Annotated in this window: 21 protein-coding genes and 1 riboswitch; of the genes, 20 read left to right on the top strand and 1 reads right to left on the bottom strand. The window is 65.2% G+C overall.

Annotated features, from left to right (window positions below):
* Positions 1-2 precede the first annotated feature (2 nt).
* Genes Q1A89_RS04405 through cobJ form a run of 3 tightly spaced genes read left to right on the top strand, consistent with a single transcriptional unit; the run spans position 3 to position 2103 of the window.
* Positions 3-632, top strand: a complete 630-nt coding sequence (locus Q1A89_RS04405) for a precorrin-8X methylmutase (RefSeq protein ID WP_299724299.1) — start codon at positions 3-5, stop codon at positions 630-632.
* On the top strand, positions 629-1357 hold the full coding sequence (locus Q1A89_RS04400; protein ID WP_299724297.1) for a precorrin-2 C(20)-methyltransferase: 729 nt from the start codon (positions 629-631) through the stop codon (positions 1355-1357). Before Q1A89_RS04405 ends, Q1A89_RS04400 begins: the two co-directional genes overlap by 4 nt.
* On the top strand, positions 1354-2103 hold the full coding sequence (gene cobJ, locus Q1A89_RS04395; protein WP_299724295.1) for a precorrin-3B C(17)-methyltransferase: 750 nt from the start codon (positions 1354-1356) through the stop codon (positions 2101-2103). Before Q1A89_RS04400 ends, cobJ begins: the two co-directional genes overlap by 4 nt.
* Here cobJ and Q1A89_RS04390 read toward each other — a convergent pair.
* Positions 2079-2831, bottom strand: coding sequence for a cobalt-precorrin-6A reductase (locus Q1A89_RS04390; protein WP_299724293.1), 753 nt, complete (start codon positions 2829-2831; stop codon positions 2079-2081). The genes cobJ and Q1A89_RS04390 overlap by 25 nt on opposite strands.
* On the opposite strand from Q1A89_RS04390, the gene cbiE reads away from it, so the two are divergent.
* From cbiE to ureG, 17 genes are all read left to right on the top strand, one after another.
* Positions 2830-4017: a precorrin-6y C5,15-methyltransferase (decarboxylating) subunit CbiE gene (gene cbiE, locus Q1A89_RS04385; RefSeq protein ID WP_299724291.1), complete on the top strand. Its 1188-nt coding sequence runs from the start codon at positions 2830-2832 to the stop codon at positions 4015-4017. The two genes, Q1A89_RS04390 and cbiE, sit on opposite strands and share 2 nt — an antisense overlap.
* Positions 4014-4382, top strand: coding sequence for a cobalamin biosynthesis protein (locus tag Q1A89_RS04380; protein WP_299724289.1), 369 nt, complete (start codon positions 4014-4016; stop codon positions 4380-4382). Before cbiE ends, Q1A89_RS04380 begins: the two co-directional genes overlap by 4 nt.
* Complete coding sequence (cobM, locus tag Q1A89_RS04375) at positions 4379-5173, top strand: precorrin-4 C(11)-methyltransferase (RefSeq protein WP_299724287.1); 795 nt, start codon at positions 4379-4381, stop codon at positions 5171-5173. The genes Q1A89_RS04380 and cobM overlap by 4 nt, the downstream gene beginning before the upstream one ends.
* Positions 5166-6479 carry a cobyrinate a,c-diamide synthase gene (locus Q1A89_RS04370; protein WP_299726085.1) on the top strand — a complete coding sequence of 438 codons (1314 nt, stop codon included), beginning with the start codon at positions 5166-5168 and terminating at the stop codon, positions 6477-6479. The genes cobM and Q1A89_RS04370 overlap by 8 nt, the downstream gene beginning before the upstream one ends.
* Positions 6476-7195: a uroporphyrinogen-III C-methyltransferase gene (gene cobA / locus Q1A89_RS04365; RefSeq protein ID WP_299724285.1), complete on the top strand. Its 720-nt coding sequence runs from the start codon at positions 6476-6478 to the stop codon at positions 7193-7195. Before Q1A89_RS04370 ends, cobA begins: the two co-directional genes overlap by 4 nt.
* A 131-nt stretch (positions 7196-7326) precedes the next feature.
* Positions 7327-7519, top strand: a riboswitch (cobalamin riboswitch).
* 50 nt (positions 7520-7569) lie between these two features.
* Positions 7570-8247, top strand: coding sequence for an energy-coupling factor ABC transporter permease (locus Q1A89_RS04360; protein ID WP_299724283.1), 678 nt, complete (start codon positions 7570-7572; stop codon positions 8245-8247).
* A gap of 62 nt (positions 8248-8309) precedes the next feature.
* Positions 8310-9044 carry a precorrin-6A synthase (deacetylating) gene (gene cobF, locus Q1A89_RS04355; RefSeq protein WP_299726082.1) on the top strand — a complete coding sequence of 245 codons (735 nt, stop codon included), beginning with the start codon at positions 8310-8312 and terminating at the stop codon, positions 9042-9044.
* Positions 9045-9161: 117 nt separating this feature from the next.
* Positions 9162-9980, top strand: a complete 819-nt coding sequence (locus Q1A89_RS04350; protein ID WP_299724281.1) for an urease accessory protein UreD — start codon at positions 9162-9164, stop codon at positions 9978-9980.
* Between the two features lie 3 nt (positions 9981-9983).
* On the top strand, positions 9984-10286 hold the full coding sequence (locus Q1A89_RS04345) for an urease subunit gamma (protein WP_299724279.1): 303 nt from the start codon (positions 9984-9986) through the stop codon (positions 10284-10286).
* 42 nt (positions 10287-10328) lie between these two features.
* On the top strand, positions 10329-10634 hold the full coding sequence (locus Q1A89_RS04340; protein WP_299724277.1) for an urease subunit beta: 306 nt from the start codon (positions 10329-10331) through the stop codon (positions 10632-10634).
* A 30-nt stretch (positions 10635-10664) separates the two neighbouring features.
* Positions 10665-11489, top strand: coding sequence for a cyclase family protein (locus Q1A89_RS04335; RefSeq protein WP_299724275.1), 825 nt, complete (start codon positions 10665-10667; stop codon positions 11487-11489).
* Positions 11490-11885, top strand: coding sequence for a carboxymuconolactone decarboxylase family protein (locus tag Q1A89_RS04330; protein WP_299724273.1), 396 nt, complete (start codon positions 11490-11492; stop codon positions 11883-11885).
* A 32-nt stretch (positions 11886-11917) separates the two neighbouring features.
* Positions 11918-12199: a hypothetical protein gene (locus tag Q1A89_RS04325; protein ID WP_299724271.1), complete on the top strand. Its 282-nt coding sequence runs from the start codon at positions 11918-11920 to the stop codon at positions 12197-12199.
* A gap of 8 nt (positions 12200-12207) precedes the next feature.
* Positions 12208-13968, top strand: coding sequence for an urease subunit alpha (gene ureC, locus Q1A89_RS04320; protein WP_299724269.1), 1761 nt, complete (start codon positions 12208-12210; stop codon positions 13966-13968).
* A gap of 143 nt (positions 13969-14111) precedes the next feature.
* Positions 14112-14567, top strand: coding sequence for an urease accessory protein UreE (locus tag Q1A89_RS04315; RefSeq protein ID WP_299724267.1), 456 nt, complete (start codon positions 14112-14114; stop codon positions 14565-14567).
* On the top strand, positions 14564-15196 hold the full coding sequence (locus Q1A89_RS04310; RefSeq protein WP_299724265.1) for an urease accessory UreF family protein: 633 nt from the start codon (positions 14564-14566) through the stop codon (positions 15194-15196). Before Q1A89_RS04315 ends, Q1A89_RS04310 begins: the two co-directional genes overlap by 4 nt.
* Positions 15197-15272: 76 nt before the next feature.
* On the top strand, positions 15273-15899 hold the full coding sequence (gene ureG / locus Q1A89_RS04305; RefSeq protein ID WP_299724263.1) for an urease accessory protein UreG: 627 nt from the start codon (positions 15273-15275) through the stop codon (positions 15897-15899).
* Positions 15900-15963: the final 64 nt, after the last annotated feature.

The raw sequence follows: 15963 nt of genomic DNA, 5'->3' as shown, positions 1-15963 counted from the left end.
CCATGCCCTATGAATACCAGACCGATGGCGCGGCCATTTACCTGCAAAGCTTTGCCACCATCCGGGCCGAGGCTGACCTTGCCCGCTTTGACGCGGACGAAGAACAGGTGGCCGTGCGCATGATCCATGCTGCAGGCATGGTGGGGCTGGAACAGCACTGCCACTTCTCGCCCGGTTTTGTCCCCGCCGCCCGTGCGGCACTGGAAAACGGCGCGCCCATCCTGTGCGATGCGCGCATGGTCAGCGAAGGGATCACGCGGCCCCGCCTGCCCCGCGACAATGCGGTCATATGCACCCTGCATGACGAGGCAGTGCGCCCGCTTGCGGTCAAGATGGGCAACACGCGCTCTGCCGCCGCACTCGAACTCTGGCGGCCACATCTTGAGGGTGCAGTGGTGGCCATCGGCAACGCCCCCACCGCCCTGTTTCACCTGCTCAACATGCTCGAAGACCCCAACTGCCCGCGCCCCGCGGCCATCATCGGCTGCCCCGTCGGCTTTGTCGGCGCGGTCGAGAGCAAGGACGCCCTTTGGGCCGACCAGCCCGTGCCCTGCTGCATCGTGCAAGGTCGCCTTGGGGGCAGTGCCATCACCGTCGCCGCCGTCAACGCCATCGCGAGCCGGAAAGAGTGAGCGCCGGCACCGTATACGGCGTCGGCCTCGGCCCCGGCGATCCCGACCTTTTGAGCGTGCGCGCCGACAGACTGGTGCGGGGTGCCCGCCACATCGCCTTTTTCCGCAAGGCGGGCCGTCCGGGACAGGCGCGCACCCTCGCCAATGAACTGCTGCCCGAAGGTGCCACCGAACATGCGATGGAATACCCCGTCACCACCGAAATCCCGCTGAGCGATCCGGCCTACAACGCCGCTCTCAGCGCCTTTTACACTGACTGCACCAAACGTCTGCGTATGCTCTCGGATGCGGGCGAGGACGTGGTGGTGCTCTGTGAGGGTGATCCGTTCTTTTACGGCTCGTTCATGCATCTCTACACCCGGCTCAAGGACGATGTGCCGGTCGAGGTCGTGCCCGCGATCACCGGCATGTCCGGCGCATGGACAGCCACGGGCGCGCCGATCACCTGGGGCGATGACATCCTGACCGTGCTGATGGGCACTCTGGACGAGGACACGCTGACCGCCCGCATGAAAGACGCCGATGCGCTGGTGGTGATGAAAATCGGGCGCAACATCGACAAGGTCCGCCGCGCCCTCCGCGCGGCCGGGCGATACGAGGCCGCATGGCTGGTCGAATACGCCACCATGCCGAACCAGACGGTGCAAAAACTGGCGCAAGCCGAGGACAAAGTGACCCCCTATTTCTCGATCATCGTGGTCCACGGACAGGGGCGCAGGCCATGACCGGCTCGCTGGTGATTGCCGGCCTCGGCCCCGGGGATGACGCGCTTGTCACGCCAGAAGTCACCGCCGCCCTCGCCCGCGCCACGGACATCGTCGGCTATATCCCTTACGTCGCCCGCATCCCCGAACGGCCCGGCCTGACACTGCACCCGTCTGACAACCGGGTCGAACTCGACCGCTCGCGTCATGCGCTCGAGATGGCCAGTGCAGGCCAACACGTGGTGGTCGTCTCCTCCGGCGATCCGGGCGTCTTTGCCATGGCCTCAGCCGTGTTCGAGGCGATAGAAGCTGGCCCAAAAGAGTGGCGCAGCCTGGACATCCGCGTATTGCCCGGCATCACCGCGATGCTGGCCGCCGCCGCCCGCGCCGGGGCACCTCTGGGCCACGATTTCTGCGCCATCAACCTCAGCAACAACCTCAAACCCTGGGCGCTGATCGAACAACGCCTGCGGCTCGCCGTGCAGGCCGATTTCGCGATGGCGTTCTACAATCCACGATCCAAATCCCGGCCCGAAGGGTTCGTGCGCACATTGGAGGTGTTGAAACAGGCCTGCGGCGACAACCGCCCGGTGATCTTTGCCCGCAACGTCGCTCGCCCGGACGAACAGATCAGGGTGGTGCCCCTGCAGGACACCCACGCGGACATGGCCGACATGCGCACCATGGTGATTGTCGGGTCCAGCCAGACCCGCATCATCGACACCGGAAATGCCCCGATTGTCTACACACCCCGGTCCGCGTCATGAGACAACCAAGCCATCACCTCGGCCACGCTAAAGGCCTCCGCCCGCGCCGCAATCGCAGGGCGGTCAATCATGATCACCGGCAGGCCCAGATCACGCGCGGCCTCGATCTTGGCATAGGCCCCGGTGCCGCCTGCATTCTTGGACACGACCAAATCGATTGCGTGGTCCTGCATCAGCGCGCGGTCATCAGCGGAGGTAAACGGCCCGCGCGAGACCAGCACGTGATGGTCGGGAAAGGGCGGCGGTGTTTGGGGCGGATCAACCAGACGGAGCAAATAGAAATGCTGCGGATTGGGAGCAAACTCGGCCAGATGCATGCGCCCGACGGCCAGCATGACGCGCAGCGCAGGCCGATCAAGGGCCGCAACCGCGCCAGCAATATCCGGAACATGGGTCCACTGATCGCCCACCTGCGCAACCCATGGCGCGCGGGTCAGCGCGATCAGGGGCACGTTTTCAGCAGCACAGGCCAAAGCCGCGTTGCGGCTCATCTGCGCGGCAAAGGGGTGCGTGGCATCGACCACATGGGTCACGGCATTGTGGCGCAAGTACTCACGCAAACCGTCGACGCCGCCAAAGCCACCGATGCGTTGCGGCAGGGGCTGGCGTTTGGGCCGCTCCACCCGACCGGCAAAGCTCACCACGCCGCGCAGCCCGGCCTCGGCCACAGCCGCGCCAAGGGCGGTCGCTTCGGTGGTTCCTGCAAGGATCAGGAGGTTTGGCGTCATGTCTGACCCTTGGTTGACGATCATCGGTCTGGGTGAGGACGGGGTTGCAGGGCTATCTGCGCGAAGTCAAGCGGCACTGGCGCGCGCCGACATCATCATGGCCCCGCCCCGCCATCTCGACCTGCTGCGCGAAACGCCAGCGCGCACCATCCCCTGGCCCGTGCCTTATCGCGACGGGCTTGATCAGCTCAAATCCTTGCGCGGGCAGCGCGTGGTGGTGTTGGCCTCCGGCGATCCGTTCTGGTTCGGGGCCGGGGCTTCGATTGCGCGGGAACTCGACAGCAACGAGTGGACCGCCCAGCCCGGCCCCTCCTGTTTCGCGCTGGCGGCCAACCATCTGGGCTGGGCGCTTGAGGGGGTCACCTGCCTCGGCCTGCATGCCGCCCCCATGGCCCGCCTGCGCCGTCACCTCGCGGCAGGCACGCGGGCGATTGTCACCCTGCGCGACGGGACCTCCGTCACAGACCTCACAAAATACCTTTGCGATCAGGGCTTTGACGACAGCACGCTCACAATCTTTGAACATCTTGCCGGCCCGCAGGAACGGATCACCTCTGCCCAAGCAAGCGCACTTGAGGGCCGTTTTGACCATCCGGTCTGCGCCGCCATCGCTTTTGCCGGGGACGGCAGGGCGCTCAGCACAGCGACCGGGCAGGCCGACACGACCTTCGCCAGCGACGGCCAGATGACCAAGCGCCCCGTGCGGGCCATCACCCTCTCCACCCTCGCACCGAAACCCCACGAGCACCTCTGGGACATCGGCGGCGGATCAGGTTCTATCGCACTGGAATGGCTGCTCGCCCACCCGACCACCCACGCCACTTGCATCGAGCAGCGCGCAGACCGCGCCGCACGGATCGCCCAAAACGCCGAAGCGCTCGGGGTCGAACACCGGATCACCATCGTGACCGGCGCCGCACCCACGGCGCTCGCGGGCCTCGAAACCCCGGATGCGATCTTTGTTGGCGGCGGCCTCGATCACGCCCTGATCGAAGCGGTCAGCGCCCACCCGGCCCGCCTTGTGGTCAACGCCGTCACACTCGAAGGCGAGGCGCTGCTGGCGCAATGGCAGGCGCAACTCGGCGGTGACCTCATGCGCATCGACATCGCAAATGCCAAACCGCTGGGGTCCAAACGCGGCTGGTCCACCTCCTACCCGGTGGTGCAATGGAGCCTCACCCGATGATCGTCGCAGGCTTTGGATTCACCAGCCGCGCCACGGCAGACAGCCTCGCCGCCGCGCTTGCGGCGACCGGATACAAGGACGAGGTGACGCTGATGGCCGCCCCGTGGGACAAGGCAATGCAACCCGCCCTGCTCGATCTGTCCAAGGAGATGCGGGTGATGATCATGGCCATCACGTCCAGCAAGCTGGAGGCAGCCCAGACCGCCACCCAATCCCCTCTCAGCCGCCTGTTGCGCCGCACCGGGTCCGTGGCTGAGGCCGCCGCGCTGGCCGCCGCAGGCCCCGGTGCTACGCTGCTGTGCACACGCCATATCTCAAAGGACCGCATGGCCACCTGCGCCATCGCCAAAGGAGCCGACACATGACTGTCCATTTCATCGGCGCTGGCCCCGGCGCGCCTGACCTGCTGACCTTGCGCGGGCGCGATCTGATCGCGGCCAGCCCGGTCTGCCTTTATGCCGGATCGCTGGTGCCGGAGGCGATCCTGGGCCATTGCCCGCCCGATGCGCGGGTGGTGAACACCGCCGCCATGGACCTCGACCAGATCATGGAAGAAATCAGCGCCGCCCACGCCAGGGGACAGGACATCGCGCGCCTGCATTCGGGTGACCTGTCGGTCTGGTCGGCCATGGGTGAACAGTTGCGACGGCTCAAGGCGGCGGGCATCCCGTTCTCCGTCACCCCCGGCGTGCCTTCGTTCAGCGCCGCCGCCGCCGCGCTCGGGGCAGAGCTGACCCTGCCCGGTGTCGCCCAGTCCTTGGTGCTGACGCGCACGCCGGGGCGTGCCTCGTCGATGCCGCCGGGCGAGACGCTGACCAACTTTGCGGCCACCGGCGCAACACTGGCGATCCACCTGTCCATCGGCAACCTCACCCAGGTGATCACCGACCTCACCCCGGCCTACGGCGCTGACTGCCCCGTGGCGGTTGTCTACCGCGCCAGCTGGCCCGACCAGCAGGTGATCCACGCCACGCTCTCCACATTGGCCGAGGCGATGACCGACAATATCTCGCGCACCGCCCTCATCCTCGTGGGCCGCGCCATTGGGGCCGAAGAGTTCGACGAAAGCTGCCTTTACGCCCCCGATTACGACCGCCGCTACCGCCCGCAAAGCGCCGAAAGCCCATGGGCCAGCTGGAGCCACAATGATGACTAACCCCCCCGGCCTGATGATTTCGGCCCCGGCCTCGGGCACCGGCAAGACCACGGTGATGCTGGGCCTGTTGCGCGCACTGCGCGATGACGGCATGACCGTCCAACCCTACAAATCCGGGCCCGACTATATCGATCCGGCCTTTCATCTGGCGGCAGCCGGGCGACCCTCGTTCAACTTCGACACATGGGCGATGGATGGCGCACTTTTGGGCGGGATCGCAGCACAGCGCGAGGGCGCCGACATTTGCGTGGCCGAAGGGTCGATGGGCCTCTTTGACGGGGTCGCAACACGCGGGCAATCCGGGTTCGGCTCAAGCGCGGAAACCGCCGCAGCCATGGGCTGGCCCGTCGTGCTGGTGATCGATGTGGGCGGGCAGGCGCAATCAGCGGCGGCCACAGCACTTGGGTTCAAAATGTACAACCCCGATCTGCCCTTTGCCGGTGTGATCCTGAACCGGATCGCAAGTCCGCGCCACGAGCGGTTGACGCGCGTCGGGATGGAGCAGGCCGGGGTCACCGTCCTCGGCTCCCTGCCCCGTCGTGGTGACCTCAAACTGCCCGAACGCCACCTTGGCCTCATTCAGGCGGTCGAACATCCCGATCTCGAGGCCGCCATCGCAGGCTATGCAGATTTCCTGCGCGAAAACGTCGATCTGGACGCATTGAAACAGGCCGCACGGGCCGGGGCTGCGCTGCCCACCGGCCCCCTGCCAAGGCCTCCGGCCCAGCGCATTGCGCTGGCGCGGGATGCGGCGTTTTCCTTTACATATCCGCACCTTCTGACCGGCTGGCGGGCAGCCGGGGCCGAGATCCTGCCCTTCTCCCCCCTCGCTGATGAGGCCCCGGACGCACGTGCGGACCTCGTCTGGCTGCCCGGCGGCTATCCCGAATTGCATGCTGGCACTCTGGCGGCGGCCAGCACCTTCAAGGCGGGCCTGCGCAAACACGCCGACACAAAACCGGTGCACGGCGAGTGCGGCGGCTACATGGCGCTGGGAGCGGCCCTGATCGACAAGGACGGCGCGCGCCACGAGATGGCCGGTCTGCTCGGCCTCGTCACCTCCTACGAAAAGCGCAAATTTAACCTCGGCTATCGCCGCGCCGTGCTGGAACATGCCATGCCCGGCTTTGCGGCAGGGGCGGCCTTGCGGGGGCACGAATTCCACTACTCATCCATCCTCGACCAACCTGACGCGCCGCTGGCCGCCGTCTATGACGCCGACGGCAACGCCGCTGCCCAAAGCGGGTCGTGGCGCGCCAATGTCACCGGCACTTTCTTTCATCTCATCACCGGAGAAGGCGCATGAGCGGTTTTGTCAGCTTTGTCGGCTCCGGCCCCGGCGATCCGGAACTGCTGACGCTCAAGGCGGTGGACCGTTTGAAGCGGGCGGACGCGGTGCTGTTTGACGACCTGAGCGCGGGACCCATCCTGACCCATGCGCGCAGCGGCGCAGACCTTGTGGGCGTGGGCAAGCGGGCGGGCCGCCCTTCGCCCAAACAGAACCATGTCAGCCAGTTGCTGGTGGACTATGCCCGGACCGGGCAGCGGATCGTGCGGCTGAAATCCGGCGATGGCGGCACCTTCGGGCGGCTTGAGGAAGAGCTCGATGCGCTCAAAGCCGCTGGAATCGCTTATGAAATTGTCCCCGGCGTACCCTCGGCCTGCGCGGCGGCAGCGGCGGCGGGTATCCCGCTGACCCGGCGATTGACCGCACGGCGGGTGCAGTTTGTGACCGGCCACGACGTGCGCGGCGCCCTGCCCCAAGACCTCAACATGGCCGCGCTTGCCGATGCACAGGCAACGACGGTGGTGTTCATGGGCCAGCGCACCTTCCCCGATTTCGCGCAAATGCTGATCGAGGCAGGCCTGCCCGGCGACACCCCCGCCCTGCTGGCCGAAGGGGTCAGCACACCCGCGCAGGCCCTGCACCGGCTGACCGTGGCCACCCTGGCCGCCCGACTGGCCAAAGCTGTCAGCGACGCGCCCGCGCTGATCCTCTACGGCGCGCTGGCGGAGGGCTGATTTGCATATTTTTGGAACAATGAAGTCAAAGGTGCTGCTTCTGCCTTCATTGTTCTGCAAATATGCACAGCTACACTGGCCATTCCGCGTCGCCAAATGCCGCATCCGGACTTGTTCGACCTCGGAATCAATGTAAACCTGTCCGTGATGGTGGCCTCGCAAGAGGTCTGAAAAGGGAACCCGGGTGAAAATCCCGGACTGCCCCCGCAACTGTGACCGGCGAGCGGCCCGGCAAATGCCACTGGCCCCCGAAAGAGGGCTGGGAAGGTTCGGCCCCGCAGCGACCCGCAAGTCAGGAGACCTGCCATCGCAAATGTAACAGGCCGGGCGACCGGTCAAAATGCCGCCGGGCGGGTGGCAAGGAGAGAGACGAAATGCATATCGAACCAGGCGTCGTGGATGGCGCAAAAATGGCCTTTGCCTACGGGTCGGCCGCAGCTGCGGCAGGCTACTCGCTGAAATTGGCCGCAAATGACCTGAAATTCGCCAATGTCCCGGCCTTTGTGGTCCGCGCAGCGCTTGCCACCATCGGCACATTCGTCTTTTTCGAAGTGCTGCCGCATTTCTCGGCCGGCATCTCCGAAGTGCACTTCATCCTCGGCACCACGCTGTTCCTTCTGCTCGGCGCGGGAGCGGCGGCGGCCGGACTTGTCCTTGGCCTTTTGCTGCAGGGCACCTTCTTTGCCCCGACCGATCTGCCGATGTTCTTTGTGAACATGACCACGCTGCTCTTCCCGCTCTTTGCACTGCATGCGCTGGCCAAGCGGATCGTTCCGCAAGCACGGGCCTATGTGGATCTCGACTATGCGCAGGTGCTCAAGATGTCCGCCGTCTATCAGGGCGGCATCATCGCATGGGTCGCGTTCTGGGCGATCTACGGTCAGGGCGTTGGCGCTGAAAACATCCAGTCCGTGCTGACCTTCGGTGCCGCCTATGCGCTGGTTGTGCTGATCGAGCCACTGGCTGACCTTGCCATTCTCGCCGCCGCCAAGGGCGCGCGCAACTGGAAGACCGGCAACCTGTTCACACACCGTCTGTTCAACGCCGCCTGAGCGCGATCACATGACACCAAGGGCTGCGCCATCCCGCGCGGCCCTTTTTCGTGAGTAAGACCATGATCGACCTGCACCTGATTGGCATCGGCACCGGCAATCCCGACCACCTGACGGGAGAGGCGCGGCGCGCCATTGCCGAGGCGGATCTATTTCTGGTGCCCCACAAGCCCGGCAAATCCGACCTGGCCGACCTGCGCACACAGATCATCGAAGGCGTTCGGGATGATGCCAAAATCGCGTTTTTTGATATGCCGGTGCGCAATGACAGCCTGCCCTATCTGGCCCGCGTCGATGCCTGGCATGACGAGATTGCGCGCATCTGGGGCGCCACCATCGCCACGCACCCCGGTGCGCGCGGCGTTGCCTTGCTGGTCTGGGGCGACCCGTCGCTTTATGACAGCACCTTGCGCATCGCCGCGCGGCTGAACCCCGCCCCCCGGCTGCATGTGGTGGCGGGCATCACATCGGTACAGGCCCTGACCGCAGCTCATTCCATCCCCCTCAACACGCTGAACGCACCGGTCACAATCTCGACCGGGCGGCGGCTGCGCGATCACGGCTGGCCTGTCGAATGCGAGACGATGGTGGTGATGCTGGATGGCGAATGCACCTTTCAGACACTGGACGGCGCGGGGTTTGATATATGGTGGGGCGCCTATCTGGGCATGCCCGAACAGATCCTCGAGGCCGGACGGCTTGCAGATGTCAGCGCCCGCATCATCGCCCGCCGGGCCGCGGCGCGCGCCGCCCATGGCTGGATCATGGACACCTATCTTTTGCGCCGTCGCGCCTAAAATTTAGGCGCTTTGCCTTTGTGCTGATCGCATATCGGACCTGAGACTGGCCCCTGGCCGCACAGGGTGTTCATATCGGCTGAACCGTTGCCGATGAGACCCCAGATGACTGCGCACATGCCTCTTTCACCCCCTTTGCCCGCACAGCCGCGGGCCATAGGGTCGGTGCGGCTGTCGACCAAGGCGCTCAACGGGCGGTCGGTGCTGGACGGGCTCTATCAGCAAGGGGCGGCCAAGGCCGTCTTTCCCCGCGCCAATACCGGGTTGACGGCTGTCCTGCTGAACACGTCCGGAGGTGTGACGGGAGGGGACCGGTTTCAATACGAGGCCGAGGCCGGGGCGGGCACGCATCTGACGCTGACCACGCAAGCCTGTGAACGGGCCTACCGCGCCCAGCCGGGTGAGGTTGGACGGGTCAGCACCACCTTGCGCGTCGCGAATGGTGCGAGCCTGTGGTGGTTGCCGCAGGAAACGCTGGTCTTTGACGGCTGCGCGCTGGAACGACGGCTGAGTTGCGACATCACCGGCACGGGGCGCGCGCTGATCGTTGAGCCCATTTGCCTCGGCCGCCTGGCCATGGGCGAGGCACAGGTGCAGGGCCGCATCAGCGACCGCATCAGCATCCGGCGCGACGGCGCGCCGCTGGTGCAGGACGGCTGGACGCTGAGCGGTGACATCACCGCGCAAATGGCCCATGCCGCCTCGGGCGATGGAGCGGGTGCGATGGTCTCCCTCACCTATGTGGCCCCGGACGCCGAGGCCCGGCTTGATCCGATCCGCGCGCTGTTGCCCGAAACCGGCGGGACCAGCCTGCTGGCGCGCGATGTGCTGGTGCTGCGCCTGCTTGCGCCCTCGGGCTATCACCTGCGTCGCCATCTTCTGCCCATTCTTGACCACCTGACGCACAGCGACATGCCACTCTGCTGGAGACTTTGAGACATGCAACTCACCCCCCGTGAAAAAGACAAATTGCTGATTTCCATGGCCGCCGAGGTGGCGCGCAAGCGGCTGGCGCGGGGGGTCAAGCTGAACCACCCCGAGGCGATTGCGCTGATCACCGACGCCGTGGTCGAAGGCGCCCGGGACGGCCATTCGGTGGCCCACATGATGGAGGCCGGCGCCGAGGTCCTGCGCCGCGATCAATGCATGGAAGGGGTCGCCGAGATGATCCATGACGTGCAGGTCGAGGCGACGTTCCCGGACGGCACAAAACTTGTGACCGTGCACAATCCGATCCGTTGAATATGCATATTTTCTGGAACAATGAAGACAGGAGCCGCGCCCATGATCCCAGGTGAAATCATCCCTGCATCCGGGTCGATCACCCTCAATGCAGAGGCCAAGGCCATCACCCTGCATGTGGCCAATACCGGCGACCGGCCCGTGCAGGTGGGCAGCCACTATCACTTTGGCGAGGCCAACGCGGCGCTCGACTTTGACCGGGACGCCGCGCGCGGCATGCGGCTGGACATTGCGGCGGGCACGGCGGTGCGGTTTGAACCCGGACAGGCGCGCGATGTGCAACTGATCCCTATCGGTGGCGCGCGGCGCGTGTATGGTTTCAATCAGCAGGTCATGGGTGATCTGTGATTGAGACAACCCCAAAGGGAGGACCCGACAATGTGTGATGCATGTGTGATGAACGCGGTGAAAGACAGGATGCTGTCGCGCCGTGACTTTTTCCGGAAAACTGCGGCGGTCAGTGCGGCGGCAGCCGTGGGTGGCGTGATCAGTGCGCCTGCTGCCATGGCCGACGGGCACGGCGCGGTCGTGGACATGAGCCACAAGCTCAGCCCCGATTTCCCCACCTTCTTTGGCGTGCCCGGCATCTCGATGGAGCAATCCTTCAACTTTGCCGAACACGGGTTCAATCTGATGAACCTCACCATCAACGAACACACCGCCACCCATATCGACGCCCCACTGCACTTTTCCGCAGATGGCACGTCGGTGGATGAAATCCCGGTGTCCGATCTGGTGATCCCGCTTTGCGTGATCCACATCCACGAAAAGGCCGCCAATGATCCTGACGCGCAGGTGACACCGGATGACCTCAAGGCGTGGATCGCGGCCCATGGCGACATCCCCGACAAAGCCTGCATCGCGATGCATTCGGGCTGGGCGGCCAAGTCAGGCGATGCGGCGGCCTATGTGGGCAATGATGCCAACGACGTGAAACACTTCCCCGGTTTTCATATCGAGGCCACGCAGATGCTGCTTGAGGAAACCACTGCCGCGGCCATGGCCGTCGACACGCTGTCGCTCGATCACGGCCCGTCGCCCGATTTCGCGACGCATTACGCGTGGCTGCCCGCCGGGCGCTACGGGATCGAAAACCTTGCCGGGCTGGATCAGGTGCCTGCCGCCGGAGCCACGCTGGTCGTGGGCGCGCCCAACCATGTGGGCGGCACAGGTGGCCCCGCCCGTATCTTTGCGATGGTCTGAGTGGCGACCGTTCCGCTCATAAGTGACGAAGCGGCCAGCGCAGAGGTGCTGGCCGTTTTTAACGACATTCGCGCGGTGCGCGGCACCGATTTCATCAACAATTTCTGGCGGGCGCTGGCGAATGATCCGGACCTGCTGGCCGCCACCTGGGGGCGGCTAAAGGTCGTCATGGGCCCGGGCGACCTCGACCCGCTGGTCAAGGAAATGATCTATATCGCCGTGTCGGTGGCGAACGGGTGCGAGTACTGCATCCACTCTCATACAGCGGCGGCGAAGGCCAAGGGGATGAGCTCCGAACAGCATGGCGAGTTGCTGAGCGTGATCGGCATGGCGATGCAGACCAACGGGCTGGTGAGCGCGATGCAGGTGCCGGTGGATGAGGTGTTTGAGGTTTGACTGATCTACCCAACAGTTTTTGCTGCACGCGCATGCAGAGCGACTTAACCGGGACGTGCACCGAGCATTCTAGGCCAGAATGCCCCGATTTCTTTTTCGACTACAACGCAGTTTTTGATGAGTTCGCACTCATGTATCCAGATGGAATTTCCGTTGTATTGATCAGCTTTTGCCCATTCTGCGGAACCAAGCTCCCGCCAAGCAAGCGAGATGATTGGTTTGATGAGCTCGAAGCGCTTGGCTTTGACGAACCGCTGCTTGCATCCGAAGAGCTACCCGAGAAGTACAAATCTGGCGCGTGGCGCCAACAGTAGGAGACCCAATGCCCACATCCATCTCCCGCCGCGACTACGCCGCCATGTTCGGACCCACGCTGGGCGACAAGGTCCGCCTCGCCGACACCGACCTCTTCATCGAGGTCGAGCGTGACCTGACCGCCGAAGCGGCAGGCGCCGCCGCAACCGGGGGCAGCGGTGACAACGCCATGCTCTATGGCGAAGAGGTCAAGTTCGGCGGCGGCAAGGTCATCCGCGACGGCATGGGGCAGTCCCAGACAACCCGCGCGGCAGGCGCCGTCGACACCGTCATCACCAACGCGCTGATCGTGGATCATACCGGCATCATCAAGGCCGATGTGGGCCTCAAGGACGGACGCATCGCAGCAATCGGCAAGGCGGGCAACCCGGACACGCAACCCGGCGTCAACATCATCATCGGCCCCGGCACCGAGGCCATCGCGGGCGAGGGCCGCATCCTGACCGCAGGCGGGTTTGACAGCCACATCCACTTCATCTGCCCCCAACAGATCGAGGACGCGCTGCATTCCGGCCTCACCACGATGCTCGGTGGCGGCACCGGCCCTGCGCATGGCACGCTCGCCACCACGGTCACGCCGGGGCCATGGCATATCGCGCGGATGCTGCAGGCCGCAGACGCCTTCCCGATGAACCTCGCCTTTGCGGGCAAGGGCAACGCTTCGCTCCCTGCCGCGCTTGAGGAACAGATCAAAGGCGGCGCCTGCGCGCTCAAACTGCACGAGGACTGGGGCACGACCCCGGCGGCCATCGACTGCTGCCTGTCCGTGGCCGACGCCATGGACGTGCAGGTGATGATTCACACCGATACGCTGAATGAGTCGGGCTTTGTCGAAAACACCGTGGCGGCGATGAAGGGGCGCACCATCCACGCCTTTCATACCGAAGGCGCAGGCGGCGGCCACGCCCCCGATATCATCAAGATTTGCGGAGAGGAACATGTGCTGCCCTCCTCCACCAACCCCACACGGCCCTTCACGGTGAACACGCTCGAGGAACACCTCGACATGCTCATGGTCTGCCACCACCTCGACAAATCCATCCCCGAAGACGTGGCATTCGCCGAAAGCCGCATCCGGCGCGAAACCATCGCCGCCGAGGATATCCTGCACGACATGGGCGCGTTCTCGATCATCGCATCCGACAGTCAGGCCATGGGCCGCGTGGGCGAGGTGCTGATCCGCACCTGGCAAACCGCCGACAAGATGAAAAAACAGCGCGGCGCGCTTCCGGAGGAAACCGGCGACAACGACAATTTCCGCGTGCGCCGCTATATCGCAAAATACACGATCAACCCGGCCATAGCACACGGGATCGCCCATGAAATCGGCTCGATCGAGGTCGGCAAACGCGCCGATCTGGTGCTGTGGAACCCCGCCTTTTTTGGGGTCAAACCCGAAATGGTCCTGCTCGGGGGCACTATTGCTTGCGCCCAAATGGGTGACCCCAACGCCTCGATCCCCACACCGCAGCCGGTCTATTCCCGCCCCATGTTCGGGGCCTACGGACGCTCCGTCGAACGCTCTGCCGTCACCTTCGTATCCGCCGCCGCCCAAGCCGAAGGGATCGGCGCATCGCTGGGCCTGCACAAGGACACGGTGGCCGTACAAAACACCCGCAAGATCGGCAAGAAAGACCTCAAACTGAACGACGCCACGCCCCATGTCGAAGTGCACCCCGAAACCTACGAAGTCCGCGCGGACGGTGAACTCCTGACCTGCGCCCCCGCCGAAGTGCTGCCCATGGCGCAGCGGTATTTTCTGTTTTGACGTCACGCCCGGCTCCAGGCCGGGCAGCCCCCGACCGCCCCCTTCCGCCAAAGGCGGAGACCCCAAGGGGACGCACCGAAGGTGCGATGCGGGGGCTTCTCCCCCACCCGGCGGCCGGGGGCCGCCCTCAGTACTGTAAGACCATGCAAACCGCCCAAACCTACCACAATCACACCCACGGCACCCCCGCCGATCACATCCAACTCACCTACGAGGACCGCTTTCTGCGGCGCAAGGTGCTCACCCTAGCGTCGGGCACCCAGCTGCTGGTGGACCTGCCCCAGACAACCTCGCTTAACCACGGCGGCGCGCTCATCACGACCGAGCAAAGCGAAATCCGCATCGACGCCGCCCCCGAACCGCTGCTCGAAGTGACAGGCGACGCCCTCCACCGCATCGCCTGGCATATCGGCAACCGGCACACGCCAGCCCAGATCGAAGACACCCGCATCCTGATCCAGCGCGACCACGTGATGGCCGACATGCTTGCCAAAATCGGCGCCACAACGCGCGAGGTTACCGAACCTTTCACCCCCGAGGGCGGTGCCTACGGGCATGGGCGCACCCATGGGCACGACCACTCGCACAGCCACACATGACCGACCCCGCCCTCACCCTCATGCAATGGCTCTCGCCCGCCTTTCCGGTCGGGGCGTTTGCCTATTCCCACGGGCTGGAACAGGCCATCGCGGACGGGCAGGTCAGCGACGCGGCAACCCTGCAGGACTGGATCGAAACCCTGATCACCCAAGGCTCGGCGTGCGCCGATGCGATCCTGCTGGCGGCGGCCTACACCGCCGATGACCCGGCCCAGATCGACGCCACCGCACGCGCGTTTGCCGCCAGTGCCGAGCGGTTGAAAGAGGCGGACCTGCAAGGCACGGCCTTCTGCGATACCGCGCGGGCGGTCTGGAACATCGACATCAGCACCCTCACCTACCCCGTGGCCGTCGGCACAGCGGCGCGCGCGATGGCAGTGCCGCTCGACCAAACGCTACCGCTCTACCTGCACGCCTTTGCCTCCAACCTCATCGCGGCCGCGCAACGGCTGATGGCACTGGGGCAAACTACAGGGCAACAGGTGCTTGCCAACCTCGCCCCAGCCATCACCGCCACGGCAACAGAGGCGACAACAAGCAGCCTCGACGACCTCACCGCCACCAGCTTTGCCGCCGACATCGCGGCCATGCGCCACGAAGCCCTCAGCCCAAGGATTTTCCGCACATGACCAGACATCGCGCCCATCCCCGTAAGGCGGAGCTGTCCTCCGCCCGGCCCAGCGCACGCAAATGGAGCACCAACCTATGACCCAACTCAATGGCCCCCTGCGCATCGGTATCGGCGGCCCCGTAGGGGCAGGCAAGACCACGCTGACCGCAGCCCTTGCCACCGCGCTCAAGGATCAGCACTCCATCGGGGTGATCACCAATGACATCTACACGCAGGAAGACGCCGAGGAACTCATGCGGCGGCAAATCCTGCCGCAGGACCGGATCATCGGGGTCGAAACCGGGGGCTGCCCGCACACGGCGATCCGCGAAGATGCCTCGATCAATCTCGCAGCAGTCGCCGAGATGCGCACACGCCATCCGGAGGTCGAAGCAATCCTGATCGAATCCGGCGGCGACAACCTCAGCGCCACCTTTTCGCCGGAGCTGGCGGACATCACGCTCTATGTTATCGACACCGCGGCGGGCGAGGAAATCCCGCGCAAGGGCGGGCCTGCGATCACGCGCTCGGACCTCTTGATCATCAACAAGACCGACCTCGCGCCCCATGTCGGGGCCTCGCTTGAGGTGATGGAGCGGGACGCCACAAAAATGCGCGCTGGCCGCCCCTTTGTCTTTGCCGCCCTGCGCCACGGGCAAGGGGTCGAGGATATCGTGACCCACATCCGCGCGCTCTCGGGGCTGGGCCTGACCACGGCCTGAACAGCAAAACGGGTCGGATTGCGTTGCCACAGGCAATCCGACCCGCCCTTGCCGCCCCGCGTGG

The organism is uncultured Tateyamaria sp. (assembly GCF_947503045.1).
In the GTDB taxonomy this organism is placed as follows: Bacteria; Pseudomonadota; Alphaproteobacteria; order Rhodobacterales; family Rhodobacteraceae; genus Tateyamaria.
The sequence above is the reverse complement of the archived record's forward strand: the minus strand, read 5'-3'. Positions and strand labels throughout refer to the sequence as shown.

Bases quoted from the DNA above. Each gene is read 5' to 3' on its own strand.
- Q1A89_RS04350 (WP_299724281.1), top strand. From the start codon at position 9,162: ATGCCTCTTTCACCCCCTTTGCCCGCACAGCCGCGGGCCATAGGGTCG.
- ureG (WP_299724263.1), top strand. From the start codon at position 15,273: ATGACCCAACTCAATGGCCCCCTGCGCATCGGTATCGGCGGCCCCGTA.
- Q1A89_RS04315 (WP_299724267.1), top strand. From the start codon at position 14,112: ATGCAAACCGCCCAAACCTACCACAATCACACCCACGGCACCCCCGCC.
- cbiE (WP_299724291.1), top strand. From the start codon at position 2,830: ATGTCTGACCCTTGGTTGACGATCATCGGTCTGGGTGAGGACGGGGTT.
- cobA (WP_299724285.1), top strand. From the start codon at position 6,476: ATGAGCGGTTTTGTCAGCTTTGTCGGCTCCGGCCCCGGCGATCCGGAA.
- Q1A89_RS04345 (WP_299724279.1), top strand. From the start codon at position 9,984: ATGCAACTCACCCCCCGTGAAAAAGACAAATTGCTGATTTCCATGGCC.
- Q1A89_RS04325 (WP_299724271.1), top strand. From the start codon at position 11,918: ATGCAGAGCGACTTAACCGGGACGTGCACCGAGCATTCTAGGCCAGAA.
- Q1A89_RS04340 (WP_299724277.1), top strand. From the start codon at position 10,329: ATGATCCCAGGTGAAATCATCCCTGCATCCGGGTCGATCACCCTCAAT.
- cobJ (WP_299724295.1), top strand. From the start codon at position 1,354: ATGACCGGCTCGCTGGTGATTGCCGGCCTCGGCCCCGGGGATGACGCG.
- Q1A89_RS04380 (WP_299724289.1), top strand. From the start codon at position 4,014: ATGATCGTCGCAGGCTTTGGATTCACCAGCCGCGCCACGGCAGACAGC.
- Q1A89_RS04335 (WP_299724275.1), top strand. From the start codon at position 10,665: ATGTGTGATGCATGTGTGATGAACGCGGTGAAAGACAGGATGCTGTCG.
- Q1A89_RS04310 (WP_299724265.1), top strand. From the start codon at position 14,564: ATGACCGACCCCGCCCTCACCCTCATGCAATGGCTCTCGCCCGCCTTT.
- cobF (WP_299726082.1), top strand. From the start codon at position 8,310: ATGATCGACCTGCACCTGATTGGCATCGGCACCGGCAATCCCGACCAC.
- Q1A89_RS04390 (WP_299724293.1), bottom strand. From the start codon at position 2,831: ATGACGCCAAACCTCCTGATCCTTGCAGGAACCACCGAAGCGACCGCC.
- Q1A89_RS04360 (WP_299724283.1), top strand. From the start codon at position 7,570: ATGCATATCGAACCAGGCGTCGTGGATGGCGCAAAAATGGCCTTTGCC.
- ureC (WP_299724269.1), top strand. From the start codon at position 12,208: ATGCCCACATCCATCTCCCGCCGCGACTACGCCGCCATGTTCGGACCC.
- cobM (WP_299724287.1), top strand. From the start codon at position 4,379: ATGACTGTCCATTTCATCGGCGCTGGCCCCGGCGCGCCTGACCTGCTG.
- Q1A89_RS04370 (WP_299726085.1), top strand. From the start codon at position 5,166: ATGACTAACCCCCCCGGCCTGATGATTTCGGCCCCGGCCTCGGGCACC.
- Q1A89_RS04405 (WP_299724299.1), top strand. From the start codon at position 3: ATGCCCTATGAATACCAGACCGATGGCGCGGCCATTTACCTGCAAAGC.